We start from the raw sequence: 26,159 nt of genomic DNA on the forward strand, positions 1-26,159 counted from the left end.
GTGAATCAGCACTAAAAAACTGCGAAGAATGTCAAAAAACCTGGATCAATTGGTGTCGCCGCTCGAACCGGTCATCCGGCACGCGAGTTCCCGTCTGGTGGTATCCGAACAGGCGCCGCCGATGCGTGGCCTGTTGGCGGATTTCCTGCATGGTCTGGCGGACGGAACGCGCCCGCTGCGGCTGCCGAGCCCGGCGGGCGAGTGGGTGGCGCGTGGCGACGGACACTTCCATCTGGCGCCCGAGCTGTTCCTGCAGGTGGCAGGATGGACGCGCTTTCGTTTTCCACATGGGGAACTGCTGCTGGGGCCCGGCGAGGCGCTGGTGATGCCGCCCAAGCTGTTGCATGCCGAGCGCGTGGGGACGGGGGAGGACGGTACGCTGTTTTGCAACATCGTGGTGTACGCCGAGGGAACGACGCTGATCTGTCATGTCGCGCACGAGGAGGCGCCGGGCACGCCGGGCATCCTGCACCTGGAGGCGCGTCATCATGCCCAGGCGCAGAGCATCCACGACTGGCTGGCCGACGCCGCCAAGCTGGGCCGTGCGTCCGTGGCCCGAGCGGATGCGGGGGAGGCGCTGGATTGCGCCGCCATTCAGGCGCGTGCCCTGGTGGTGGCGGCCACCGCCGGCGTGCTGCGTCTGCTCGACGACCCGGCTGCCGATCCCCGGCAGGAACCGCCGCTGGTGGCGCGGGTACGCGTCTTGATCCAGAACCAGCTGGGCGATCACCAACTGAGCGTGCGCCGCCTGGCCGAGCAGTCGGGCTGCACCGCGGACTACCTGTCGCATGTGTTCAGCCAGGCCACCGGCGAGCACCTCGCCGGCTTCATCAACCGCCAGCGCATGGAGCGCGCAACGCGCCTGTTGAGCGAGAGTGGACTGGCCGGCAAGGAGGTGGCGTGGGCCTGCGGCTTTGCCACGCAGAGCTACTTCATCCGCACCTTCCGGGCGCATTTCGGCATGACGCCGAAGGTCTGGCGGGCCGGGCGGGGGGAGGGGGCTGGTGCGGCTGTGCCTGCCGCGGTGTAGCGGAGTCGTTTGAAATCGGCCCGAAACGGGGGTGGATCGGAGGCCATGAACGGGCAGGTTGCTTCAGTGTAAAGCCCGCTCGTACTGCCGCTGCAGCGTCTGTAGTCGTCCGCTGGCCTTGAGGCGGGCCAGGCAGCGGCGGAGCGTGTCGATCAGCGCCGGATCGCTGGTTAGGCGCGCCGTTCAAGCGCAGTGCAGTGAACATGAGCCATCCCGCTCTGTAACGGCAGGAAACACAGACTCAGGCGTCGTTTTTCGCCAATTTCCTTTTTCCAAATAATTCTTCCCCCTTTCCAAAGTTTATCTTTTTGTCATTTTGCTAGCATCAACCCCGATTACCAGAGGATTAAGGCGGGAGTGGTGCCGCTTGCCAACAACCCAGATACCCGTTCGGCCAGGGGGCATGGACAGCCAAGGGAGCTACAACCACCTCGTTGGCATACGGCAGCGTTATGTGACGAACCGGATCTCTCCTCTTCGTCAAGATCGCATCATCGCGCCGTCGCGATACCTGTAATATGCATTAGCAATTGTTGTTTTGCACAAATTATCGCTTGTCATTTTTCTGTTTTTGACAGAAATTTAATATTTGTGAGCCAAGTCATGCGGTAAAACTTTAAAAAAGGGTTGAGAATGAAAATTACCCACCGGCTTTTGTTGCTGATCGCCACTGCCATCGCCGGCAGCGTGTTCATCGGGGTCATGGCGCTCGGGCAGCTGCTCAGTGTCAACGAGGAACTGGCCTATACCAATGCCAACACGTTGCCCAGTCTTCAGGAACTCAACAAGAGTTCGGTGCGGTTTCTCAATTACCGCATCCTCTTGCTGGAACACATTGCCGCTACCGAGCCCGCTGCCAAGTCAAAACGGGAGTACGACATGGCTCAGCGGCGCAAGGACATGGAACAGTCGCTATCCCTCTATGAAACGATGATTGCCGATGAGGGGGAGCGCAAGGTATTCAACGCGGCCAAGCAGCAACTCGGGGAGTTTTTCTCTATCGCCGGCCAGGTCATCACGTTGTCCCGCCAAGACCGCATCGCCGAGGCCGGCCCTCAGCTGGGTGCGCTCAAAAAGGCGGGGCTGGCTGCCCGACTAGCCCTGGAAGCCAGCGTGAACTACAAGATCAAGGCGGCTGAACAGGGCAAGCTGCGGGCCGAAGGCACGGTTCGGCAGGCCAAACTTCTCGTCGGCGGCGCGGTGCTGGCGACCCTGCTCTTGACCAGCGTGCTGGGCTGGCTGATCTACCGCCAGATCAGCGGCGGGCTTGCCCGCGCCCAGCGCACCATTGGCGCCATCGAAGCGTCGCTCGACTTCACTCATCGTGCCGAGGTCAAGGGCCGCGACGAGGTCAGCCAGACGCTGACCGCCTTCAACCGCCTGATCGCCCGCCTGCAGGATAGCCTCAGAGAGCTGCAGCAAGGTGTGCAGGAAGTGGGCCAGTCCTCGGCCGAGTTGCTTGGTGCCTCGCAGCAGGTGGCCCGGAGTTCCGGCGTGCAGAGCGAATCGTCCTCGCACATGGCCGCCTCGGTCGAGCAGATGACGGTCAGCATCAACCATGTCGCCGAGCGTGCCGGCGAGGCCCGTCAGCTCTCCAGCGAGGCTGGTGACCGTGCCGAGAGCGGGCGCCAGGTGATCGGCCAGACCGTCAGCGATATTCATTCCATCGCCGCCGCGGTCGACACCGCCGCCGAGGACATCCGCCAGCTCGACGCCAAGAGCAAGGAAATCGTCTCGGTGATCAATGTCATCCGCGACGTCGCCGACCAGACCAACCTGCTGGCGCTGAACGCCGCCATCGAGGCGGCGCGCGCCGGTGAAACCGGACGCGGCTTCGCGGTAGTGGCGGACGAGGTGCGCAAGCTGGCCGAGCGCACCGCCGCCTCGACCCAGGAGATCGGCACCATCATCGGCACCATCCAGAGCGTGTCGGGCAGCGCGGTCGAGCGCATGCAGCACGCCGTGGCACGGGTCGAGCAGGGCGTGGCCGGTGCCAACTCGGCGCAGCAGTCGATGAGCAGCATCTCCGACTCGTCGGGCCACAGCGTGCGGCTGGTATCCGAAATCACCGAGGCGATCCGCGAGCAAGGCGAGGCGACTACCACCATCGCCCAGCAGGTGGAACAGGTGGCGCGGATGGCCGAGGAGAACAGCGGCGCGGCGACCCAGGCGGCGGCGCTGGCCGAGCGGCTGGAAGAGGTCTCCGGCCGCATGCACCAGGTGGTCAGCGCCTACCGGTTGTGAGAGCGGGCAGCGGGCAAGTCGGGGGAGGGATCACTGATTCCGCCGCCCTCTCAGCCCGTCTGGCAGAAGCGATCGTAGTCGATGTAGCCGGGGAAGGGGTGGCCGGAGGCGCAGTAGGGGCAGTCCGGGTCGGGCTGCAGTTCCAGTTCGGTGAATTGCGCCTGCAGGGCGTCGTAGCACAGCAGGCGGCCGACCAGCGGGTCGCCGATGCCGAGCAGCAGCTTGAGTGTTTCGGCCGCTTCGATCAGGCCGATCACCCCCGGTAGCACACCGAGCACGCCGGCCTCCACGCACGAGGGGGCGAACTGGGCCGGCGGCGGTTCCGGGTAGAGGCAGCGGTAGCACGGCCCGCGCCGTTTGCCGTAGCCGGGCCAGAACACGCTGGCCTGGCCCTCGAAGCGGTACACCGAACCGTGCACGTTGGGGATGCCGAGCTTCACGCAGGCGTCGTTCACCAGGTAGTGGGTCGTGAAGTTGTCCGAGCCGTCGACCACCACGTCGTAGCCGGCGAAGATGTCCTCGACGTTGTTGCTGGTGAGCCGGGTTTCGTAGGTCTCGACCTTGACGGTCGGGTTCAGCGCCTCGATGGCCTGGCGGGCCGAGAGCACCTTGGGCATGCCGATCTTCGTCTCGGTGTGCAGGATCTGGCGTTGCAGATTGCTGAGCTCGACCACGTCGTGATCGACGAAACCGAGCGTGCCCACGCCGGCCGCGCCGAGGTAGAAGGCGGCCGGGCAGCCCAGCCCGCCGGCGCCGATCAGCAGTACCTTGGAGGCGAGCAGCCGGGCCTGGCCGGCTTCGCCGACCTCGGGAAGGGTCAAATGGCGTGCGTAGCGCTCGCGCGCTTGGTGGTCGAGCGCCGAGGGGAGCTCGAACGGCAGCCCCTCGGCCTTCCAGCGCGAAAAGCCGCCGGCCATCGAGTAGAGCCGGCGGTATCCCAGCCGGGCCAGGCTGTCGGCGGCGAACAGCGAGCGTATGCCGCCGTCGCACATCAGCACCACCGGCTGGTCGAAGTCCGGAATGGCTTCCTCGACGCGTAGTTCCAGATAGCCGCGTCCGAGCCGGTGCGCGCCAGGCGGGCTGCCCTGCGCGATTTCGTCGGCCTCGCGCACGTCGACCAGCGCGGCGCCCTGCGTTTGCAGCCGCAGGGCCTCACCCGGGGTGACCTCGGCGATGCGCGTTTTCAGTTCTGCAAGCTGCTTGTCCTTGGCCTTCATGGGTGTCTCCTGCCGCGTCGGGAGCGGTTGCTGCTAAGAGCTGCTAACAAAACCCTCTTGGCGTTGTTGCTTGGCCTTGCCGTACTACTTGTACTGTCTGCGGCCGCGCGCCTAGCCAAGACCGTTGCACTGGGTTTTGTTAGCGGCTCTAAATCCCAGTATAGGAAGTGACGGCACTCCCCGATCATCGTCTCCGGTCGCCTCCGCCATGGACTAAAGTGAAGGGGCGATAGGCCGGCGTGCCGGCGAGGAGGTCGAGATGCAAAGCGGCAAACGTGAAGTCATCATTCCGGTACAGGAGGGAATTGCGCTCGAAGGTCATCTCGAGATTCCCCCCTCAGCGGTCGGCGTCGTGCTGTTTGCCCACGGCAGCGGCAGCGGACGCTTCAGCCCGCGCAACAATTACGTCGCCGAGGTGCTGCAGGAGGCCGGCATTGCCACCTTGCTGTTCGATCTCTTGACGCGTGAGGAGGACCAGGTCTACCAGACGCGCTTCGATATCGGGCTGCTCACCGAACGGCTGGAGGCGGCCACGGTCTGGCTGCAGCAGCAGACCGAGTTCGCTTCGCTACCGCTCGGCTATTTCGGCGCCAGCACCGGCGCGGCGGCGGCTTTGCGTGCGGCGGCACACCAGGGGGCGAACATTGCCGCCGTGGTGTCACGCGGCGGCCGCCCCGATCTGGCCGGCGCGACGGCGCTGGCCCAGGTGGTCAGCCCGACCCTGCTGCTGGTGGGTGAACTGGACACCGAGGTCATCCGCCTCAACCACGAGGCGCAGGCGCACATGCACTGTCCGACCTCGCTCGTCATCGTGCCCGGCGCTACCCATCTGTTCGAGGAGCCGGGCACGCTCACCGAGGTGGCGAATCAGGCCGCGCAGTGGCTGCGCACCCACCTGTCCCCCCATGGTACGCCGGCTTCCTGAAACCGCACCGGCATTCCCCTTCCCACTTCCTTCATGGCCACGCCGGTCCGCAGTGAATGGCCGGCGCGGGTCTTGTTGTTCCTGCCGCAACCAGACAGCGGGTCTACAATAAATTGAGGAATTGTTGCTTAGGGATGATTGCCATGTCCCCGCCTGTCATAACGCTGTCGCGCGGCGATGCCCTTATCGTGGTCGACGTGCAAAACGACTTCCTGCCCGGGGGACGGTTGGCGGTGGGCTGCGGCGACGAGGTGGTGCCGGTGCTTAACCGTTATATCGATGTGTTTGTGGCTCAGCGTTTGCCGGTATATGCCACCCGGGATTGGCATCCCCCCGACCATTGTTCGTTCATCCCGCAGGGGGGGCCGTGGCCGGCGCATTGCATCGCCGGCAGCGAGGGGGCTCAGTTCGCGCCAAGACTGCACCTGCCGCGCTCGACCGTCATCGTGTCGAAGGCGATGCATGCCAAGCGGGACGCCTATTCCGGCTTCGACGGCACGCGGCTGGAGCATGCGCTGCAGCGCAACGGGGTGGAGCGCCTGTTCGTCGGCGGGCTCGCCACCGACTACTGCGTGCTCAACACCGTGCGCGACGGCCTGAAGCTGGGGTTCACGGTGTGTCTGCTGGTCGACGCGATCCGCGCCGTCAACGTCGATCCGGACGACGGCGTGCGGGCCGAAGGCGAGATGTGCCGGCTCGGTGCCCATCCGGTGGTGTTCCAGGATATCGCGGCATGAACGGGTCGTCCGGCAGTGCGCTGCTGACCGATCTGTATCAGCTGACCATGCTGCAGGCCTATTTCGACGAGGGCATGACGGACACGGCGGTATTCGAGTGTTTCGTGCGCGCCCTGCCGCCGGGGCGCGATTTCCTGATCGCGGCGGGTCTGGAGCAGGTGCTGGAATACGTCGAGGGGTTGCACTTTGCCCCCGACGAGCTCGACTGGCTGGCGGCGCAGCGGCGCTTTTCGCCAGCGTTTCTCGATTTCCTGAAGGACTTCCGCTTCGACGGCGACATCCATGCCATGCTGGAAGGCACGCTGTTCTATCCCAACGAGCCGTTCCTGCGCGTGACGGCGCCCATCGCCCAGGCCCAGCTGATCGAGAGCCGGCTGATCAACCTGCTGCATTTCCAGACCTCGGTGGCGTCCAAGGCGGTACGCTGCGTGCAGGCGGCACCCGGCAAACTGCTGGTGGATTTCGGCCTGCGCCGGGCGCACGGCGCCGAGGCCGGGCTCTTGGCCGCCCGCGCCTGCTACCTGGCCGGCTACGACGGCACGGCGACGGTGCTGGCCGGCCTGCGTTTCGGCATCCCGGTGTTCGGCACCATGGCGCATTCCTACGTCGAGGCGCACGCCAACGAGGTGGACGCCTTCCGGCAGTTTGCCCTGTCCCAGCCGGGCAACGTGGTGCTGCTGATCGATACCTACGATACCGAAGCCGCCGCGCGCAAGGTGGCGGCACTGGCGCCGCAGTTGGCACGGCAGGGCATCCGCATCAAGTCGGTGCGGCTCGACAGCGGCGACCTCGCGGCGCACGCGCGGGCGGTGCGGGCGATTCTCGACGCGGCCGGGCAGCAGGGTATCGGCATCTTCTGCAGCGGCAACCTCGACGAGGACGAACTGCAGAAACTGCTGGCGGCCGATGCGCCGATCGACGGTTTCGGCGTCGGCACCCGCGTCGATACTTCCTGCGACAGCCCTTATCTCGACTGCGTCTACAAGCTGCAGGAGTATGCCGGCACGCCGCGGCGCAAGCGCTCCACCGGCAAGGCGACCTGGCCCGGCCGCAAGCAGGTATACCGCTGCTACACGGCGGACGGGCATTTCGATCACGACGTCGTCGCCTTGCAAGACGAGCCGTCGGCCGGCACGCCCTTGCTGCAGTGCTGCATGCGGCAGGGGCGGCGAGTGGGGGCCGCCGTCACGCTGGCAGACAGCCGCCGCCTCGTCGCCGAGCAGTTGCCACGGCTGCCGGTGAGCCTGCCGTATCGCGTCGAGATCACGCCCTCGTTGCAAGACCTGGCCGAGCAACTGGACCGGCAGGAGCATTAGGGCGTGTCATCGGCCTCCCAGCACAGCCGTCCGTCGAGGTTGCTGAACTCGGTGCCGAACTCGGTCGACAGGGTCTGCATGCGCTGACAAATCGCCGAGCGGTCGGGTTCTTGCGCACGCCGCACCTCCGCCAGCCCGAGGGTGGCCGGGATCAGGTCGAGACGCCGCAGCCGCCCGGCGTCGAACGTCACCAGGAACAGGAAGCTCCAGTCGTTGCGCAGCCACGAATCGACGGCGTAGTCGTCGATGAAGTCGCCGGTGTCGTACAGGATGGGCTTGCCGTGGTGAATCTCGACGCCCTGGCACAGGTGGGCGCTGTGGCCGAAATACAGATCCACGCCGAGGTCGATCGCGGCGCGGGCGAAGTCACGGAAGTGCGGCGGCGGGCGCTCGACCATGTTCGGCCCCCAGTGGTTGGACAGCACGACGAGTTCGGCGCCGGCGGCGCGTGCCGCCTGCACCTGCGTCTCGATGGCGGACAGGCTGGCGGGGGAAACCGGCAGGTAGCGGGTGCCCGGCCGCTCGGCCGTGGCGGCGAACTCGGGTTCGTTGTCGGTGATGGCGATCAGCGCCACCTGGCAGCCGCCGGCGTCGATCAGGGCCGGCCGGCAGGCTTCGTCCAGATCATGCCCGGCGCCGGCGTGGGCGATGCCGGCATGGTCGAGGTGCTGCAGGGTGTCGAGCAGACCGGTCTCGTTGTAGTCGAGCACGTGGTTGTTGGCGAGCGACACTGCGTCGATACGTGCCGCGCGCAGCACCTCGACCACGCCCGGATCGGCGCGGAAATGGAACACCTTCTCGGTGCGCGTCCACGGTTTGAGGTGTCGGGTGATGGCGCATTCCAGGTTGACGAGGCGGGCGTCGGCGCGGGCCATCAGGGGTAGCAGATTGCCCCAGGGCCGGGCCGGCGGCATGGTCTTCACCACGTCGTTGGCCAGCCGTCCCAGCATCACGTCGCCCGCCAGCGCCAGGGTGGTCATCGTGCTCTCCTTTCCGCTCCCCTCTCTTTCAGGCTAGCCCGGTGTGGCCGCTTCGGGCAGGAAATCCTGGCTGGAATATGGCATTCGATGACAAGGTATTTCCTGAAAAATCAATGGCATGCCGCTTTCGTCAGGCCCCCTTCGTATAATGAATCAATCACGACAGACGCTCCGGCAGGTGACCGGGGGCAAGCAAGCGGAGGCGTTGCCATGGCCGGAGAGGAGGTAGTGCCAGCGGCCGAGCGGGTGCCGCGTTTCGGCTATTTCGACCATGACGCGGACCTCGGCATCGAGGCGCGCGGACCAACGCCGGAGGCGGCGATGGAGGCGGCAGCCGAGGCCATGTTCGGCGTGATGACCGAGCTGGCGTCACTGCGGCCGGAGCAGGTTGTCACGTTCGAGTTCGACGAGGCCGACCCGGAGCTGGCGCTGGTGACCTGGCTCAACCGGCTGCTGGCCGAGGCACAGAGCCGGCGGCTGGCGTTGTGCCGCTTCCGGCTACACCACGACGGCAGCCACTGGCGCGGCGAGGCGTGGGGGCAGCCGTGGACGGACGGGATGGAGCGCGGTGTCGAGGTGAAAGGCGCCACGCTGACGCAGCTCTCGTTGACGCCGCAGGATGGCGGGTGGCAGGCGCGCTGCGTGGTGGACGTGTGAACCTGTCCATGTGCCTGAACAGGTTTTAGCGATTGTGGCCAGGAGGTGTAACGATGGACATCGCACGCTTGCAGCAAGCAGGGCCATACGAATGGACCTTGTCGCCGGCTGCCGGTGAGGCATGCGGCGAGGTGCGGCTGTTCGCCGACGCCGAGCTGCTACGCGGCATGGACGACAAGGTGCTGGAGCAGATCCGCAACGTGGCGCGGCTGCCCGGCCTGGTGGGCGCGGCGACGACCATGCCCGATGCGCATTGGGGCTACGGCTTTCCGATCGGCGGCGTGGCCGCGTTCGACGCCGACGCCGGCGGCGTGGTGTCGGCGGGCGGCGTGGGCTTCGACATCTCCTGCGGCATCCGCTGCCTGCGCACCGACCTGACGTGGGACGAACTCATCGCGCAGCGCCATCATCTGGCCGATAGCCTGTTCCGCGAGATTCCGGCCGGGGTCGGCGAGGAGGGGCGGCTGCGGCTGTCCGTCAAGGAGCTCGACCGCGTGATGCGCCAGGGCGCGCTGTGGGCGGTGGAGCAGGGCTTCGGCCCGGCCGACGATCTGCCCTTCATCGAGGAGCGGGGCAATGTGAGTGGCGCCGAACCGGCCTGGGTGTCGGATCTCGCCAAGAAGCGCCAGCAGGGCGAGATGGGCACGTTGGGTTCGGGCAATCACTACCTGGAAGTGCAGGTGGTCGATCGCATCCTCGATGCCGAGGCGGCAGCGGCTTTCGGCCTGAAGGTCGGACAGGTGCTGGTGTCGATCCATTGCGGCTCGCGCGGGCTCGGTCACCAGATCGGCACCGATTACCTGCTGCTGTTGGCCAAATCGGCGGCCAGCCTCGGCCTGACGTTGCCGGACCGCGAGTTGGCCTGCGCGCCGATCCGTTCCGACGTCGGACAGCACTATCTCGGCGCCATGAACAGCGCCATCAACTGCGCGCTGGCCAACCGCCAGATTCTCGCCGCACTGACGCGGCGCGTGTTCGCGCGCTACTGGCCAGGCAGCCGCATCGAGACGCTGTTCGACGTGTCACACAACACCTGCAAGGTGGAACGGCACCGCGTCGACGGCGGCGGCGAGCGCACGCTGTACGTGCACCGCAAGGGCGCGACGCGGGCCTTCGGTCCCGGTCACGCCGGGCTGCCCGATGCCTACCGGGCGGTCGGCCAGCCGGTGATCATCGGCGGCAGCATGGGCACCGGGTCCTACATCCTGGCCGGCAATCCGCCGGAGCAGAACCGTGCCTTCGCCTCGGCCAGCCACGGCGCCGGGCGCGCCATGAGCCGCCACCAGGCGCTCAAGTACTGGCATGGCCGGCAATTGGTGGACGAGCTGGCGGCGCAGGGTATCCTGATCCGCACCGGCTCGCTACGCGGCGCGGCGGAGGAGGCGCCGGGGGCCTACAAGGACGTCGACCGCGTGGCGGAGGTGACCGAGGCCGCCGGGCTGGCGCGGCGCGTGGCGTTTCTCAGGCCCAAGATCTGCATCAAGGGCTGAGGTCTCACGCCGCCTTCGCCGGCGGCAGCACCAGGTCGGGATGTTCTTCGTGTATTAATTCCAGGAAGGTCTCGACCACTTCCGGGTCGAAGTGCTCGCCGGCGTGGTCGCGGATGTAGGCGACCGAATCGGCCAGCGGCCAGGCTTCCTTGTAGGGGCGGCTGTAGAGCAGCGCGTCGAACACGTCGACCACCGCCACGATGCGTGCCGACAAGGGTATCTGTGTCCCGGTCGCGCCGGCGGGGTAGCCCTTGCCGTTGTAGTACTCGTGGTGGCCGGCGGCGATTTCCGCGCCGATCGACAGATAGCTCTCCCCCTCGACCATGCCGGCTGCCTTCTCCAGGATCTTGGCGCCGATGCTGGCGTGCTGCTTCATCACCTCCCATTCTTCCGGGTTGTGCTTGCTCGGGTTGTGCAGGATCAGGTCCGGCGTGGCGACCTTGCCGACGTCGTGCAGGATGCTCGCCATGCCCACCATCTCGAGGAAGGTGGGCGTCAGGATGTCCGGATGCAGTCCTTTTGCGGCCATGCGGTGGGCGATCAGGTTGGTCATGCGCTGCACCCGCAGCACGTGGTCGCCGGTGGTGCTGTCGCGGTATTCGGCCAGGTCGGCCAGCGCCACCACCGTGGCCTGCTGCGCGTTCTTCATCTGGGTGTGGTAGTACAGGTTGTCGAAGGCGGCGGCGATGCGGTTGCAGTACACCTTGAGCAGGTCCTGGTCCACCTCCGGCAGCGGGCAGGGCGGGGTGAAGTAGATCACGAAGGTGCGCTTGGACTGGGTGGAGAAATACAGCACCGAGCCGGGGCGGTCGAAGATGCAGCTGTGCTGCGCCGCTGCCTGCTGCATGGCCTGGTAGATTTCGCTGTCGTTCCCCAGTTGCCCGGCCTGCTGCAGGTCGGCAAACAGTCCGGTGGCGGCGATCACCTCCAGCGGACTGCCCGCAGCGGGTGTGTTCTCGCAGACGCACAGCACGCCGTTGGTGCCGACCTCGAGGATGGCGCTGATCTGGTGCAGTACGCCGGAGGCGAATTCGCGCAGCGACTGCAGCTGGTACAGGTTGGCGGTGGCGGCCAGGATGGCGTCCAGCCCCTGGCGGCTGCGCTCGATGATGAACAGGCTCTCGTAGGCACGCAGCGAGGCGATCACCGTGGTGAACAGCTTCTGTGCGGTGAGTTCGGTCTTGGCCTTGTAGTCGTTGATGTCGTAGGACAGGATCACCTCCTGTTCCGGTGCCTGGCCGGGCTGGCCGGTACGCAGCACGATGCGCACCAGCCGGTTGCCCAGCCCCTCGCGCACCTCTTTCACCATCTCGAGGCCGGCGTGGTCACTTTCCATCACCACGTCGAGCAGCACCAGCGCGATGTCTTTCTCGCGGCGCAATATCTCCATGCCTTCCTTGGCACTGTAGGCGCTCAACAGCTCGATGCCGCGTCCCCTGTAGCCGACCCCTTGCAACGCCAGCCGGGTCACTGCGTGCACGTCCGGTTCGTCATCCACCACCAGCACGCGCCACGGCAACAGGGGGGCGACGGCAGGCCCTGCTGCTTCCTCTTCTATCAGCCAGTCTTCCTGGTCTTGTACTGTCTCGGAATTGTTCATCCTTTACCCTCGCTTACTGGCGGGGCCACCGCCGGGAAATGCAGCGTGAAGCGCGTGCCTTCGTTGGGCTTGCTGTCGACCTGCAACTGTCCACCCAGTCGCCCTGTCACGATGTTATAGACAATGTGCAGCCCCAGACCGCTCCCGCCGGCACTGCGCCGGGTGGTAAAAAACGGCGTGAACACCCGGTTCAGGTTCTCCGGGGGGATGCCCTTGCCATCGTCGGCGAATTCCAGCGTGATCGTGCCGTCCGCCTGCCGGGCACGGATCGTGACCTGGCCTGGCTGTCCCTCGTCGAAGGCATGGGTCAGCGAGTTGACCAGCAGGTTGGTGATGATCTGGGCCAGCGCGCCGGGATAGCTGTCGAGGCGGATCTTCTCGGGGCAGTCGATCGTCACGGTCACCGGGCTGTGCTTGAACTTGGGCCGCAGGCTGGCGATCACCTCTTGCAGATAGCCGGCGAGGTCGAATTCGCGCCGCGCCTCGCTCATCTGGTCCACCGCCACCTGCTTGAAGCTTTGCACCAGATGCGCCGCGCGCTCGGCATTCACCTGGATCAGCTCGACGCTCTCGCTCGCCGTCTGCACGTAGCCTTGCACGTCCGATTTCTTTATTTGTCCCGCATCCATCTGGCGTGCCAGCTGGCGCGTCTTGTCGTTCAGCAGGCTGGCGCAGGTGAGCGTGATGCCGACCGGGGTGTTGATCTCGTGCGCGATGCCAGCCACCAGGCCGCCCAGTGCCGCCAGCTTCTCACTCTGCATCAGCGTGGCCTGAGCCTGCTTGAGGTTGTCGTAGGCAAGGCGGATTTCCGCCTCGGCCTGGCGGCCCTTTTCCACGTCCTGGGCCAGGCGCTGGGCGATGCGGTTGAAGCTGCGCACCACCTCGCCGAACTCGTCCTGACGCTCGGTCAGCAGGGTCAGGCTTTCTTCGCCGCCCTGGTGCTCGGCAGCCAGCCCCAGCGCATTCTTGAGCGTCCCCAGCGGGCGCAGCACCAACAGGCGCAGGCCGAGCGACAACACCACCACCAGCACGGCATCCAGTGCCAGGATCTCGGCCACGCGGTTCCAGATCTGGGTACGCAGCTGGGCCTCGATGCGCTCGCGCGACAGCCACACGCGGGCGTGGCCGAGAGCATGGCGCTGATTGAACTGCTGCAGCGACAGCGGGATGTCGATCGGCTCGCTGGCCGACGACTCCTCCGGCAGCTCGCCTTGGGCGGCCAGCAGCTTGCCGCTGTCTTCGTACACGGCGATGCGCGTCACCGGCGGAATCAGCTCCGCCATCAGATTCTGCTGCAGCAGCGCCAGGTCCAGGTTCCAGATCGGCAGCGGCAGGTTGGTGCGGATGCGCTGCTGCACAGCCTGCCGCGCTTCGGCGTATTGCTGTTCCAGTTGTTGGCGCGTGCTCAGGTACGTCAGTACGCCGGATACGCTCAGCACCGCGGTGACCAGGAATACGAACAGAAGATTGAGCCGGAAGCCGATGCTGGATTTCATGAGGTGGGCGGCCAGGGTGAGTTCAGGGGTGTGGCCAGGAGGGGCCTGGGTTCACAGTTTCAAGATAGAACACTGTCGAGGCGCGTTAACGCACTTTGCCGTTGCGTGATGGCAGATCGCCGGTTTTTAGAACAGCGAGAGGGGCAGCAATGGGCTTTCTTGATCTTTTTTCAACAAAATCAGGGCGCTAGACTGAAATAGATGCTGGCCTTGTTTTGGAGGAGGTGGACGGGAGTCGCCGATGGAAAACCGCCATGTCTGACTACGGTGCAAGGAGATGGGCCGTGAGCGCAGGTCGAAAGACGCTGGTCGCCGGGCTTTTGTGCATGCTTGGCGCCTTGTGCCAGGCGGAAACGCTGACACTGCTCGCCACCGAGTACCCGCCCTATACCAGCCGCGCCTTGCCGCAGGAAGGAATCGTCACCGCGATCACGGTCGCGGCGTTCGAGCGTGCCGGGCACCTGGTGGTGATCCGATACCGGCCGTGGGCGCGCGCCATCCACGAAGTCCAGGAGGGCAGCGGTGACGGTATCATCGCGGTATGGCGTTCCAAGGAGCGCGAGGCTTTTCTGGCCTACAGCCATCCGTTGCTGGATAACGAGATCGGTTTCTATGGCCGGGCCGACCGCCGGCCGGACGTGCACGACCTCTCCAAGCTGAAGCGCTTGACCATCGGCGTGGTACGCGGCTATCTCAATCCGCCCAATTTCGAAGCCGCCCGGCTGCGTACCGAGGAGGCGCTCGACGACGAGGCCAATCTGCGCAAGCTGGCGGTGGGGCGGGTCGACCTCGCGCTGATCGACAAGGGGGTGGCGAGCTACCTGCTGCAGTACCGCCTGCCGGGACAGCGCGATCGGCTGGTCTGGCTGGAGCCCCCCGTATACACGCTGCCGCTCTATGTCGGTTTTTCCAAACGCGTACCAGACTGGAAAAAACATGTGGCGGATTTCAACGTCGGGCTCGCCGCCTTGCGCCGGGATGGCTCGCTGGAGCGGCTGCGGCGTGAGCTGGCGCCGGAACTCCGCCTGGTTGGCGGAAGACCCGGCGCAGCCGTAGCAAGACGGTTGGGAGCAGGTGATACCGGCTTTCAGCGATATTCCGGCAGCCTAGCGAGTCCGTCCCTGAGGTGGTCGATCATCAGCCTGAGCTTGGCCGACAAATGGCGCTGCTGCGGGTAGACCGCCCACACTGCTGTGTTGGGCGGGGTGTGCGCCGGCAGTAATTCCACCAACCGCCCCTGGCGCAGCGGCTCGCGCACGTAGTAGTCCGGTAGCTGGCACAGGCCGAAACCACGCAGCGCGGCATCCAGCACCGCCGGCCCGCTGTTGCAGCGCCAGCGCCCTTGCGGCTTGAAATGCCAGGGCCGGTCGTCGAGCTGGAAACTCCATACCGATGAGGTGCCGATCAGGCATTGGTGACGCGCGAGCTCGCCCAGCGTGTGCGGCGTGCCGTGATGGGCGAGATAGGCGGGGGAGGCGCACAGGTGCATGGTGCGCGGGGCCAGGCGGGTGGCGATCAGGCTGGAATCGGCCAGCTGGCCCAGGCGGATGGCGAGGTCGAAGCCTTCGTGCACCAGGTCGGCAGTGCGGTTGGTCAGCTCGATCTCCACCGCGAGCTGGGGGTGTTCGGTCATGAAATCGTTCACCAGCGGCACCACGAAGAGCTCGCCGTAGGTGACGGCGCAGGTCATGCGCAGCAGACCCTTGGGGCTGCTGTGCAGCGCGTTGACGGCGAGAAAGGCCTCGTCGCGCGCTTCCTGCAACTGCTGGCAGTGGCTGAAGAAAATCTGCCCGGCCTCGGTCAGGCTGACCTTGCGCGTGCTGCGGTAGAACAGGCGCGCTTGCAGCCGCTCCTCCAGCCGCATCACCTGCCGGCTGACGTGCGACGACGACACCCTGAGCCGCTCCGCCGCGCGCGAGAAGCTGCCGCTCTCGGCCACGGCGACAAATTCCGCTATCCCTTCCCAGCTGTCCATGCCCATCCTTTCCCCGAAGTGCTCATTATCCCTCAGCAGCAATAATGTTTCCCGGAATTCGTCTTTTAAAGCCCACAGGCACGGCTGATACTGTCGCGATAACTTTTTTCCGGGAGAACATCATGATCAAATCGCGTGCTGCCGTAGCCTGGGGCGCCAAGCGCCCGCTGGAAATCGAACTGGTGGATGTGGAAGGCCCGAAAGAGGGCGAGGTACTGCTGCGCATGGTGGCGACCGGCGTCTGCCACACCGACGCCTACACCCTGTCCGGCGCCGATCCGGAAGGCATCTTCCCAGCCATTCTCGGCCACGAGGGCGGCGCCATCGTCGAGGAAGTCGGCCCGGGCGTGACCTCGGTCAAGCCGGGCGACCACGTCATCCCGCTCTACACCCCGGAATGCGGCAAGTGCAAGTTCTGCCTGTCGGGCAAGACCAACCTGTGCCAGGCGATTCGCGCCACCCAAGGCAAGGGCCTGATGCCGGACGGCACCAGCCGCTTCTCGAAAGACGGCAAGCCGATCTACCACTACATGGGCACCTCGACCTTCTCCGAGTACACCGTGCTGCCGGAGATCGCCGTCGCCAAGATCAGCAAGGAAGCGCCGTTGGAGAAGGTGTGCCTGCTGGGCTGCGGCGTCACCACCGGCATGGGCGCGGTGATGAACACCGCCAAGGTCGAGCCGGGCTCCACCGTGGCCATCTTCGGCCTGGGCGGCATCGGCCTGTCCGCGATCATCGGTTCGGTGATGGCCAAGGCCAGCCGCATCATCGGCATCGACATCAACCCGGACAAGTTCGAGATCGCCAAGCAGCTGGGCGCCACCGACGTGATCAACCCGCTCGACTACGACCGCCCGATCCAGGAAGTGATCGTCGAGCTGACCGACGGCGGCGTCGACTACTCGTTCGAGTGCATCGGCAACGTCAAGGTGATGCGCTCGGCGCTGGAGTGCTGCCACAAGGGCTGGGGCGAGTCGGTGATCATCGGCGTGGCCGGCGCCGGCGAGGAGATCTGCACCCGTCCGTTCCAGCTGGTGACCGGCCGCGTGTGGCGCGGTTCGGCCTTCGGCGGCGTCCGCGGCCGCTCCGAGCTGCCGAGCTACGTCGACCGCTACATGAAGGGCGAGTTCGAGCTCGACACCTTCATCACCCACACCATGGGGCTAGACGACATCAACACCGCCTTCGACCTGATGCACGAGGGGAAGAGCATTAGATCGGTGATTCTGTTCGATCGTTGATGCCTGATCGTCCGTAGGATGGGTGGAGGCACAAAGTGCCGAAACCCATCGATGATGATGGATTTCGCTGCGCTCCACCCATCCTACGACTCGCTCGCCTGCCGAAATAGGCACCTTCCTCACCGAAACACAAGGCCATGACGATGACCGATACCCTGAAACTGGTGTCGTGCAACAAGAGCTTCGGCGGGTGGCTCAAGCGCTACGCGCATCATTCGAGCACGCTCAACTGCACGATGCATTTTTCCATCTACCTGCCGCCGTCGGCCAGTGCCGAGGCGCGGGTGCCGGTGCTGTACTGGCTGTCCGGGCTGACCTGCACCGACGAGAACTTCATGCAGAAGGCCGGCGCGCAGCGCGTGGCGGCCGAGCTGGGGATCGCCCTGGTGGCGCCCGATACCAGCCCGCGCGGCGAGGGCGTGCCGGGCGACCCGGCCGGCGGCTGGGACTTCGGCCTCGGCGCCGGTTTCTACCTCAACGCCACTCAGGCGCCGTGGTCCGCCCACTACCGCATGCACGACTACGTGGTGTACGAGCTGCCGGCGCTGATCGAGGACGTGTTCCCGGTGGACGGGCGGCGTGCCGTCTCCGGCCACTCGATGGGCGGCCACGGCGCGCTGGTGTGCGCGCTGCGCAACCCGGGGCGCTACCGCTCGGTGTCGGCGTTTGCGCCGATCAGCAACCCGGTCAACTGCCCGTGGGGCGAGAAGGCCTTTACCGGCTACCTCGGCCCTGAGCGCAGCCGCTGGCGCGAATGGGACGCCTCGCTGCTGCTGGCCGAGGCGAGCGAGCAACTGCCGCTGCTGGTCGATCAGGGCGATGCCGATGACTTCCTCGCCACCCAGCTGCGCCCCGAGGCGCTGCGGCAGGCCGCCGACAAGGCCGGCTACCCGCTGACGCTGCGCATGCAGCCGGGTTACGACCACAGCTACTACTTCATCGCCAGCTTCATCGAGGAGCACCTGCGTTTCCATGCCGCTGCCTTGCGGGGCTGAGTGAGGTTGGAGAGGTGATGTAGTGGTTGGCCGAAGCCCCTACAAGAAAAAAGCCGGAACACCGTATGATCGGTGTTCCGGCTTTTTTTGTGGCACAGGATGTAGGATGGGTGAAGCGCAGCGCAACCCATCGAGCGATGGTGATGGGTTACGGCACCCAGAGTGCCTTCACCCATCCTACCCCAACACTCGATGGCAACCGCCTCAGCCTTTGATGGCGGCCTTCTTGGGGGGGTACAGCATGAGCCCCTCGCCACCCTTATTCTTACCACCCTTCTTCTTGCTGCCCGCTTGGCCCAGCTTGAGCGGGGCGCCGTCGGCGACGAAGTAGGGCGCTTGCGAGCGCGGCAGCGGCTTCCGGCCGCGGATCTTGTCGGCGATTTTCTCGGCCATCATGATGGTCGGCGCGTTCAGGTTGCCGGTAATCACGCGCGGCATGATCGAGGCATCCACCACGCGTAGCCCGGTGAGCCCGTGCACGCGGCCTTCATTATCCACCACCGCCATCGGGTCGGACGCGTCGCCCATCTTGCAGGTGCAGGACGGGTGCAGAGCCGTCTCGGCATGGCTCTTGACGAAGGCGTCGATCTCGGCGTCGCTCTTGGCGCCGATGCCGGGCTGAATCTCTTTGCCGCGGAACGGGTCCATCGCCTTCTGGTTGATGATCTCGCGCGTCAGCCTGACCGCGGCGCGGAATTCCTTCCAGTCGATCGGATCGGCCATGTAGTTGAACAGCAGGCGCGGCTTGTCGCGCGGGTCACGGCTTTTGAGTTTGACGTAGCCGGTGCTGGTCGAGCGCATCGAGCCGACGTGGCACTGGAAGCCGTGTGCCTTCACCGCATTGCTGCCGTCGTAGTTCGCTGCCAGCGGCAGGAAGTGGTATTGCAGGTTGGGCCAGGCGAACGAGGCGTCGCTGCGGATGAAACCGCCCGCCTCGAAGTGGTTGCTGGCGCCGGGGCCGGTGCCCTTCAGGTACCACTCGAGGCCGATGCCGGGCTTGTTCCACCATTGCAGCGCCGGGTAGAGGGACACCGGCTGCTTGCATTCGAACTGGACGTACATCTCGAGGTGGTCCTGCAGGTTCTCGCCGACGCCGGGCAGATGGATGACCGCCTGGATGCCCATCGACTTCAGCTCGTCCGCGTTGCCGACACCTGAGCGCAGCAGCAACTGCGGGCTGGCGATGGCGCCGTTGCTGACGATCACCTCGCGCCGCGCGCGCGCTTCCTTCAGCGTGTCTCCCTGCAGATAGGCGACGCCGACGGCGCGCTGGCCCTCGAATAGGATCCGGTCGGCCAGCGCGCGCGTCTGCACCGTCAGGTTGGAGCGCTCGCGGGCCTCGTCGAGGTAGGCGCGCGAGGTGCTGCAGCGCTTGCCGTCCGCCGTGGTGGTGCGGTCCATCGGACCGAAGCCCTCCTGGCGGTAGCCGTTCAGGTCGTCGGTGCGCGGGTAGCCGGCCTGCTCACCGGCCTGGACGAAGGCCTCGAATAGCGGGCTGACGTCGGCCTTTGGCGTGGTGACGTGCAGCGGGCCGCTGCCACCATGGTAGTCGTTGGCGCCCTTGTCGTAGGTCTCGGCTTTGCGGAAGTAGGGCAGGCAGTCCAGGTAGCTCCAGTCCTCCAGTCCCTTGTTCTCGGCCCAGCCGTCGTAATCCATGGCGTTGCCGCGGATGTAGACCATGCCGTTGATCAGCGACGAGCCTCCCAGGCCCTTGCCGCGGCCCTGGGTCATGATGCGGTTGTTCATGTGGGGCTCGGGCTCGGTCAGGTAGGCCCAGTTGTAGGTCGTGCCCTGCAGCGGGTAGGCCAGTGCCGCCGGCATCTGGGTACGCCAGTCGAGCCGCCAGTCCGGGCCGCCCGCCTCCAGCAGCAGCACGGTCACGTCCGGGTCCTCGGTCAGCCGCGCGGCCAGCACGCAGCCGGCCGAACCGGCGCCGACGATGATGTAGTCGAATTCCGTTTTCATCACTCTTCTCTTCGTAGAGTCGCTAACAAAACCTAGCGCAGCGGTCCTGGCTAGGCGCGCGGCCGCAGACAGTACAAATTAGTACGGCAAGTGCTTGCTGGGCGAATCTCAACGAGAGATTCGCACGCGAGCGCAACAACGCCAGGAAGGTTCTTGTTAGTGGCTCATTCGTACGGGCAAGCCACGCCGGACAACTCCACGTACACGCTCTTGAGCTGGGTGTAGTGGTCCAGCGTCACCAGGCTGTTCTCGCTGCCGATGCCCGACTCCTTCAGGCCGCCGAACGGCATCTCGATCGGGGTGATGTTGTAGTTGTTGATCCAGCATACGCCGGCCTGCAGCTTGCCGACCACGCGGTGGGCGCGGGCCAGATCCTTGGTGAACACGCCGGCAGCGAGGCCCAGGCGGGTGTTGTTGGCGCGGCGGATCACTTCCTCTTCATCGCTAAAGCGCAGCACCGACATCACCGGGCCGAAGATCTCCTCGCGCACGATGCTCATCTCGTCGGTACAGTCGGCGAAGATGGTTGGGGCGATGAAGTTGCCGCCCTCGCAGCCCGGCACCGTTACGCGGTTGCCACCGGCCAGGAGCCTGGCGCCTTCCGCCTTACCCTGTTCGATGTACTGCATCACGCTGTCCGCATGACCCTTGGACACCTGCGCGCCCACCTGGGTTGCCGGGTCCATCGGATCGCCGATCTTGAGCTTGCGGGTGCGCGTGACCAGCTTCTCGAGGAAGGCGTCGTAGATCGAATCGTGTACGAACACGCGCGTGCCGTTGGTGCAGATCTCGCCCTGGGTGTAGAAGTTGGCCAGCATCGCCGCCGAGACCGCCTGGTCGAGGTCGGCATCGTCGAAGATCACCAGTGGCGACTTGCCGCCCAGCTCCATGGTGATGCGCTTCAGCGTCTTGGCGGCGTCGGCCATGATCGCCTTGCCGGTGTCTACCGAGCCGGTGATCGACACCTTGGCCACCTCGGGGTGGGCGATCAGTTGGCGCGCAGCAGCCGAGGTGCCCTGGATCACGTTGAACACGCCGTCCGGCACGCCGGCCTCGGTGTAGATCTCGGCCAGCTTGGCCGCCGTCATCGGCGTCAGCGACGCCGGCTTGTAGATCATCGCGTTGCCGCAGGCCAGCGCCGGGCCGGACTTCCAGCAGGCGATCTGCAGGGGGTAGTTCCAGGCGCCGATGCCGAAGCAGATGCCCAGCGGCTCGCGCCGGGTGTAGGCGAAGGCGCCCTTGAGCGGGAACTGTTGGCCATGGATGCTGGCGGCGAGCCCGGCGAAGTATTCGATGCAGTCGGCACCGGACAGCACGTCCACCACCTCGGCTTCCTGGATCGGCTTGCCGTTGTCGCGCACTTCGAGCTCGGCGAGCTCGCGGTTGCGCTCGCGCAGGATCTGCACGGCACGATTGAGGATGCGGCCGCGCTCGGCGCCGGTCATCGCCGACCACACTTCGAAGCCCTTGCGCGCGGATTCGATGGCGAGCTGCACTTCGGCTTCGCCGGCCTGCTGCACGCGGCAGATCACCTCGCCGGTGGCCGGATTGATATTGTCCACCAGCGGCAGGGACGGGTTGTCGATGTAACGCCCACCGATATAGCTGCGCAGAATGTTGTCGCTCACTGTAGCTCCTTTGTCGTTGACCCTTGCGTGGCTGTCTTTGGCTCATGCCGCAGCGCGCCTTTATACGACCTAGATTGAGCCACGTCACCCCCTCTGGCCTCCTGTCTGTTTCCGACGTCAACCCTTCAAGCGGCGACACGGTCGCATTGCCACGGAAGCCCCGCCATGATCTACGTCTACGGCCGTACGGTGTATCTGCTCGGGATGGAGACGCCTGGCATGACGCTGGAAGGAGTATCGGAGGTGCGCTGAGGTGGTGTCGCACCTGGATGCCGCCGGCTGACGTGGGCGGCTGGCGACCAAGCATGCCTTCCCGAGACGAAGCACCCCTCGCTAAGCATCGGCGTCTTCATGTAACCTCCTGACCGAGGAAACCGGCCTGAAAGTCCGGGTTTGGAACGATCACCTGGTCGGGAGATTGGCGGAATGTCGCTACGCGCTTTGCGCACCCTGGTTGCGATTGCCCAGTACGGCTCCTTCGCCCGCGCTGCCGAAGCCGTGTGCCTGACGCAGTCGGCCGTCAGCCTGCACGTGCGCAGTCTCGAAGAAGATTTCAATGCGCCGCTGTTCGATCGCACGCGCCGGGTGCCGGTGCTGACCGACGCCGGGCACCGGGCAGTGGAACGGGCGCGGGAGATTCTCGCGCTGTATGACGGCATTGCCGCCGAACTGGGCGAGGGCGGCGAACTGGCGGGGCGTCTGCGCATAGGCGCGATCCAGACGGCCTTGGCCGGAACCCTGCCGCTGGCGCTGGCCGCCTTGCGCCAGGCCCACCCACGGTTTCGCGTGCAGGTCTTCTCGGGGATGTCGGCGGAACTGGCGATCCGCCTCGATGCGGGCGAGTTGGACGCCGCCGTGACTACCGAGCCGGTCAAGCCTTTCCCCTCCGGGCTGGTCAGCACGCCACTGTATCAGGAAGGGTTCTGGATCATCGGTCCGCCTGGCCTGGGCTCTCTGGACGCCAAAAGCCTGCTGCAGGAGTATCCGTTCATTCGCTTCGACCGGCGGGCCTGGGCCGGCCGGACCATCGACAGCGAGCTGCGCCGTATGCGCGTGCGTGTGCAGACCGACATGGAACTCGACAGCCAGGAGGCGATTGTCAAGATGGTTGCCAGCGGGCTTGGCGTTGCCATCGTTCCGCTGTCGAGCAGTGAGCTTGATCGGCTTTCCGGGTTGACGTGCTTGCCCTTTGCCGAACCGCAGCAGTTACGCCGGGTGGTGATGCTGGAGCGCGAAGACCGGCCCGCCGGCCGTCTCGCCGCCGCCTTGGCCGAGGCGATCCGGGCGCAGGCCGGTGACGAAGCAATCCATGAGAAATAATTGAGGGTTGCTCGATTTTATCTCGATTTTTTTAAAGCAAAATCGCCGTTATCGTAGCGCCATGTCTTCCAGTGCTTGAGCGCTACCATGAACCCAGAGACCCGCCCCCACACCCCGGCCCTTTCACCTATCCTGCCGATGGCCTGCCGTGTCGCCACCGTGGGAGGCGGGCGATGATCATCACGTTACTGCTGGCGCTGCTGCCCATTGCCCTGCTGATCGCCCTAGGGGCTGGCCTGCGCCGCCGTGCCTTTCTGGCGGAGTCGTTCTGGCCGCAGGCCGAGCGACTGGGCTATTACGTCCTGCTGCCCGCCTTGTTCCTTCATGGCCTCGCTACCGCCCGCCTGGGCGGCGTGCCGGTGCTGGCCATGGTCGCGACCCTGGCAGTGTCGACCCTGTCGGTGGCGGCGATGCTGGTTGCCATGCGCCGACATCTGATGGTCGATGACGCGGCCTTCACCTCCGTGTTCCAGGGCGGCGTGCGTTTCAACAATTACGTCGGCGTATCCGCGGCGGCCGGATTGTTCGGGGCTCAGGGGGTGGCCCTGGCGGCGGTGGCCAACGCCGCCATCGTGCCGACGGTCAATGTGCTCTGCGTGCTGGTGTTCGCTCGCTATGGCCGCAACGGCAATCCCTCGCTCAGGGGCATTGCCCGGCAACTGGCACTCAACCCGCTGGTAGTCGCCTGTTTCATCGGCATCGTCTTGCAGGTGACGGGCTTGGGCCTGCCCGCCGTGGTCGAGCCGGTGCTCAAGGCCTTGGGGCAGGCCCCCCTGCCGCTGGGACTGCTGTGCGTGGGCGCGGCGCTGGATTTTTCGACGGCACGAAGCTGGATGCGCCCGGTGGGTGTCGCCTCGCTGACCAAGTTCGCGTTGATGCCATTGGCAACGCTGGCCGCTTGTCATGTCTTCGGCCTGCAAGGCCCCGCCGCGATAGCGGCGCTGCTGTTCCAGGCGCTGCCGACGGCATCCTCCTCCTACATCATGGCCCGGCAGCTCGGCGGCGATGCGCCCTTGATGGCCGGCATCATCGCCAGCCAGACCGTGCTGGCCGGTCTGGCCCTGCCGCTGTCGGTGCTCGGTCTGATGGGCTGGGTCTAGGCCCCTGGTGGTAAGCCCCCCGGCTTGCCTTTGCCGGGGTGGATCGCATCGGCCCATGCCTTTGTCCGCAGGGGGGCGACTCCTCTCACGCCCCGTCTCGGGAGGTGCCGAGCGCGGGGCGAGTGGCGAGTGCTCGGCTTCCCCGTGCGATGGCGAGCGCGCCGACGATCAGCAGCGCCGCGACGGCGAAGGTGATCCGCATGCCGCTGGCAACGGCGGCGGCGGGGGCCGTGGCGATGTCGGTCGTGGCCGAGGCGAGTACGAACACGGCGCCCATGACCGAGGCCCCGGTGATGAGGCCGAGATTGCGCGACAGATTCAGCAGGCCGGAGACGACGCCGCGCTGGTCCGGCTGGACATCCACCATGACGGCCGTGTTGTTGGCGGCCTGGAACAACTGGTAGCCGGGAGTGAGGACGGCGATGGCCGCGATGTAGCCCGCCGTGCCGAACATCGTCGGCAGCACGGAGAGGGCCACTAAACCCGCCGCCATGGCGACGAGTCCGACGATGACCGCGAATGCCGCGCCCCAACGGTCGACGGTACGACCAGCTGGGACCCCGCTCAGTGCGGAGATGGCCGGACCAATCGACATGACGATGCCCACCAGCGCCTCGTTCAAGCCGAGCGCACGAGAGAGGTAGAACGGTCCGACCACCAGCGTCGCCATCATCACCGTCGAGACGAGCGCGTTCATGGCGAGACTCGCACTCAGCACGCGGTTGCGGAACGCCGCCAGGCGGATCAATGGCGATCTCACTTTCATCTCGGCCAGCACGAAGAGGCCGCCACCCAGCCCGGTGGTCAACAGCAGGGCCAGGTTGAGGATGTCGAAGTGGCCTCTGCCTACCGTCACGGCGAGCGCATAGGCCGCGAGCGAAGTGCCGAGCAACAGCGTGCCCACCTTGTCGAAGCCGGCCCGATCGGTCTTCGGCCGCTGGCGATCGGCGGGCAGGGTGCGGGACGCAAGCAGCAAAGTCAGGGCGCCCAGCGGCACGGTGACGAGGAAGATGGCCCGCCAGCCGAATCCGGCGATCAGAACGCCGCCGAGCGAGGGGCCGAGAGCGGTGCCGATCGCCGACATCGTCCCGAGCAGCCCCATGGCGCTGCCGGTCCTGGCCTTGGGCACCGTCTCGCCGACAAACGCCATGGTGAGCGCCATCATGATGGCCGCGCCCAGGCCCTGCGCCGCCCGCGCGGCAATCAGCAGCCCGAGCGTGGGAGCGATGCCGCATAGGAGCGAGGCCAGCGTGAACAGCACGATCCCAGCCAAGAGCAGCCGTCGGCGCCCGGTAAGGTCGCCGAGCCGCCCGACGCTGACGATCAGGGTGGTGATGGCGAGCAGATAGGCGAGGACGATCCACTGGACTTGCTGGAAGGAGGCGCTGAACGCCTGTGCCAACGTCGGCAAGCCCACGTTGGCGATGCTGGTGCCGAGCGAAGACAGCAGCATGGATAGCGACAGGCTGGCCAATGCCCACTTCATCGATGGCGGTGCTTCCCCATGTCCGGCTGCGGTCTCGTCTCTTGTTTTAGTGAGTGGTTTCAACATGAACTCCTTATTCTGAGCGCTCCCGACACGGGGCTTTCAGAGGAGGAGTCTAGGTTGCTGCCTGATAGGGCGGAAGGCGCAGCATTTGCATTGTATTCGTGCGTCTGGCGTCATGTCATGACCGAATCGTGCTATGGTTCAGGCATGTTGTTCCGCGCAAATAAAGTCGAAAACAAAACATTAAAGTCGAAAACAGCCGGCAAGCCTTACCCGACTTGGGTTTGAGGCTGTTCGCGCATTGCATGTCAATTGGAAATTACTTGAAATCGCCCGGTGATGGCCGCCGTACCAGTTTGGGTAAGTAGATGTCGGCTCCATTGGCTGACCAAGCCGCGTCACCCACAAACCAACGGCATGGTTGAGCGCTTCAACTGCTGCATTGTCGAAGTCCTGGCAATGCATCGCTTCCACTCCGGGGACGATTGGGTGCAGACTCTTGAACGCTATGTGTGACTCTACAATCAATATCTGCCGCAATTAGCACTACAACACCGCACACCAATCCAGGCGATAAAAGACTGGCAGAAAAACAGGCCTGGACTATTCGTCAAGCGCGTAACCACTCGTCCGGGACTGGACAGGCATGCCGCGTCGCTTTGCCACCGCCCAATACCGCAATTGGCCTCTTGATCATATTCGGAATACCAAACTCCTGCAGAAAGCTAGAAATTTGATTGGTAGCAGCCGGACA

At 65.6% G+C, this 26,159-nt stretch carries 20 protein-coding genes and 1 pseudogene; 13 read left to right on the forward strand and 8 right to left on the reverse strand.

Annotated elements, in window-relative coordinates; all coding sequences use genetic code 11:
* The first annotated feature begins 28 nt into the window (after window positions 1-28).
* Together PSEMAI1_RS0106170 and PSEMAI1_RS0106175 are read left to right on the forward strand one after the other, a co-directional pair.
* A complete protein-coding gene (locus tag PSEMAI1_RS0106170; RefSeq protein WP_029770513.1) occupies window positions 29-1,030 on the forward strand; it encodes a helix-turn-helix transcriptional regulator in 1,002 nt (333 codons plus the stop codon).
* A gap of 633 nt (window positions 1,031-1,663) precedes the next feature.
* A complete protein-coding gene (locus PSEMAI1_RS0106175) occupies window positions 1,664-3,274 on the forward strand; it encodes a methyl-accepting chemotaxis protein (RefSeq protein ID WP_024302028.1) in 1,611 nt (536 codons plus the stop codon).
* A gap of 50 nt (window positions 3,275-3,324) precedes the next feature.
* Here the strand turns inward: PSEMAI1_RS0106175 and moeB are convergent, their stop codons facing one another.
* Window positions 3,325-4,491, reverse strand: coding sequence for a molybdopterin-synthase adenylyltransferase MoeB (moeB, locus tag PSEMAI1_RS0106180; RefSeq protein WP_024302029.1), 1,167 nt, complete (start codon window positions 4,489-4,491; stop codon window positions 3,325-3,327).
* Window positions 4,492-4,750: 259 nt separating this feature from the next.
* Here moeB and PSEMAI1_RS0106185 point away from each other — a divergent pair, with 259 nt between their 5' ends.
* From PSEMAI1_RS0106185 to PSEMAI1_RS0106195, 3 genes are all read left to right on the forward strand, one after another.
* On the forward strand, window positions 4,751-5,416 hold the full coding sequence (locus PSEMAI1_RS0106185; protein ID WP_024302030.1) for a dienelactone hydrolase family protein: 666 nt from the start codon (window positions 4,751-4,753) through the stop codon (window positions 5,414-5,416).
* 143 nt (window positions 5,417-5,559) lie between these two features.
* Window positions 5,560-6,153: an isochorismatase family protein gene (locus tag PSEMAI1_RS0106190; RefSeq protein WP_036986427.1), complete on the forward strand. Its 594-nt coding sequence runs from the start codon at window positions 5,560-5,562 to the stop codon at window positions 6,151-6,153.
* Window positions 6,150-7,469 carry a nicotinate phosphoribosyltransferase gene (locus tag PSEMAI1_RS0106195; protein WP_024302032.1) on the forward strand — a complete coding sequence of 440 codons (1,320 nt, stop codon included), beginning with the start codon at window positions 6,150-6,152 and terminating at the stop codon, window positions 7,467-7,469. The genes PSEMAI1_RS0106190 and PSEMAI1_RS0106195 overlap by 4 nt, the downstream gene beginning before the upstream one ends.
* Here PSEMAI1_RS0106195 and PSEMAI1_RS0106200 read toward each other — a convergent pair.
* Window positions 7,466-8,449 carry a CapA family protein gene (locus PSEMAI1_RS0106200; protein WP_024302033.1) on the reverse strand — a complete coding sequence of 328 codons (984 nt, stop codon included), beginning with the start codon at window positions 8,447-8,449 and terminating at the stop codon, window positions 7,466-7,468. The two genes, PSEMAI1_RS0106195 and PSEMAI1_RS0106200, sit on opposite strands and share 4 nt — an antisense overlap.
* 210 nt (window positions 8,450-8,659) lie before the next feature.
* Between PSEMAI1_RS0106200 and PSEMAI1_RS0106205 the strand changes: the two genes are divergently transcribed.
* Together PSEMAI1_RS0106205 and PSEMAI1_RS0106210 are read left to right on the forward strand one after the other, a co-directional pair.
* Complete coding sequence (locus tag PSEMAI1_RS0106205; RefSeq protein ID WP_024302034.1) at window positions 8,660-9,106, forward strand: archease; 447 nt, start codon at window positions 8,660-8,662, stop codon at window positions 9,104-9,106.
* A 53-nt stretch (window positions 9,107-9,159) separates the two neighbouring features.
* The gene (locus tag PSEMAI1_RS0106210) at window positions 9,160-10,596 is read left to right on the forward strand and encodes an RtcB family protein (RefSeq protein WP_024302035.1); all 1,437 of its coding nucleotides are present in this window, start codon (window positions 9,160-9,162) and stop codon (window positions 10,594-10,596) included.
* Window positions 10,597-10,600: 4 nt separating this feature from the next.
* On the opposite strand, the gene PSEMAI1_RS0106215 is transcribed toward PSEMAI1_RS0106210, so the two are convergent.
* On the reverse strand, window positions 10,601-12,196 hold the full coding sequence (locus PSEMAI1_RS0106215; protein WP_024302036.1) for a DUF3369 domain-containing protein: 1,596 nt from the start codon (window positions 12,194-12,196) through the stop codon (window positions 10,601-10,603).
* Window positions 12,193-13,692 (reverse strand): sensor histidine kinase, encoded by a 1,500-nt coding sequence (locus PSEMAI1_RS0106220; protein WP_024302037.1) that lies wholly within the window; start codon window positions 13,690-13,692, stop codon window positions 12,193-12,195. The genes PSEMAI1_RS0106215 and PSEMAI1_RS0106220 overlap by 4 nt, the downstream gene beginning before the upstream one ends.
* 284 nt (window positions 13,693-13,976) lie before the next feature.
* Here PSEMAI1_RS0106220 and PSEMAI1_RS0106225 point away from each other — a divergent pair, with 284 nt between their 5' ends.
* Entirely contained in the window at window positions 13,977-14,870 is an 894-nt protein-coding gene (locus tag PSEMAI1_RS0106225; protein WP_232219849.1) for an ABC transporter substrate-binding protein, read from the forward strand.
* On the opposite strand, the gene PSEMAI1_RS0106230 is transcribed toward PSEMAI1_RS0106225, so the two are convergent.
* Window positions 14,780-15,667 (reverse strand): LysR family transcriptional regulator, encoded by an 888-nt coding sequence (locus tag PSEMAI1_RS0106230; protein WP_024302039.1) that lies wholly within the window; start codon window positions 15,665-15,667, stop codon window positions 14,780-14,782. The two genes, PSEMAI1_RS0106225 and PSEMAI1_RS0106230, sit on opposite strands and share 91 nt — an antisense overlap.
* Before the next feature lie 122 nt (window positions 15,668-15,789).
* Between PSEMAI1_RS0106230 and PSEMAI1_RS0106235 the strand changes: the two genes are divergently transcribed.
* Window positions 15,790-16,908, forward strand: coding sequence for an S-(hydroxymethyl)glutathione dehydrogenase/class III alcohol dehydrogenase (locus PSEMAI1_RS0106235; RefSeq protein WP_024302040.1), 1,119 nt, complete (start codon window positions 15,790-15,792; stop codon window positions 16,906-16,908).
* Between the two features lie 155 nt (window positions 16,909-17,063).
* Window positions 17,064-17,903, forward strand: a complete 840-nt coding sequence (fghA, locus tag PSEMAI1_RS0106240; RefSeq protein WP_198019657.1) for an S-formylglutathione hydrolase — start codon at window positions 17,064-17,066, stop codon at window positions 17,901-17,903.
* A gap of 204 nt (window positions 17,904-18,107) precedes the next feature.
* On the opposite strand, the gene betA is transcribed toward fghA, so the two are convergent.
* Entirely contained in the window at window positions 18,108-19,868 is a 1,761-nt protein-coding gene (gene betA / locus PSEMAI1_RS0106245) for a choline dehydrogenase (protein ID WP_024302042.1), read from the reverse strand.
* A gap of 164 nt (window positions 19,869-20,032) precedes the next feature.
* The gene (betB, locus tag PSEMAI1_RS0106250) at window positions 20,033-21,496 is read right to left on the reverse strand and encodes a betaine-aldehyde dehydrogenase (RefSeq protein ID WP_024302043.1); all 1,464 of its coding nucleotides are present in this window, start codon (window positions 21,494-21,496) and stop codon (window positions 20,033-20,035) included.
* A gap of 426 nt (window positions 21,497-21,922) precedes the next feature.
* Between betB and PSEMAI1_RS0106260 the strand changes: the two genes are divergently transcribed.
* On the forward strand, window positions 21,923-22,816 hold the full coding sequence (locus tag PSEMAI1_RS0106260; RefSeq protein WP_024302044.1) for a LysR substrate-binding domain-containing protein: 894 nt from the start codon (window positions 21,923-21,925) through the stop codon (window positions 22,814-22,816).
* A gap of 173 nt (window positions 22,817-22,989) precedes the next feature.
* A complete protein-coding gene (locus PSEMAI1_RS0106265) occupies window positions 22,990-23,916 on the forward strand; it encodes an AEC family transporter (protein ID WP_024302045.1) in 927 nt (308 codons plus the stop codon).
* Window positions 23,917-24,001: 85 nt separating this feature from the next.
* Here the strand turns inward: PSEMAI1_RS0106265 and PSEMAI1_RS0106270 are convergent, their stop codons facing one another.
* Entirely contained in the window at window positions 24,002-25,468 is a 1,467-nt protein-coding gene (locus PSEMAI1_RS0106270) for an MFS transporter (protein ID WP_024302046.1), read from the reverse strand.
* A 315-nt stretch (window positions 25,469-25,783) separates the two neighbouring features.
* On the opposite strand from PSEMAI1_RS0106270, the pseudogene PSEMAI1_RS22155 reads away from it, so the two are divergent.
* Window positions 25,784-26,098, forward strand: a pseudogene (locus PSEMAI1_RS22155) (integrase core domain-containing protein); the annotation flags it as partial.
* Between the last annotated feature and the right edge of the window lie 61 nt (window positions 26,099-26,159).

The sequence above is a fragment of the Pseudogulbenkiania sp. MAI-1 genome, from assembly GCF_000527175.1.
In the GTDB taxonomy this organism is placed as follows: Bacteria; Pseudomonadota; Gammaproteobacteria; order Burkholderiales; family Chromobacteriaceae; genus Pseudogulbenkiania.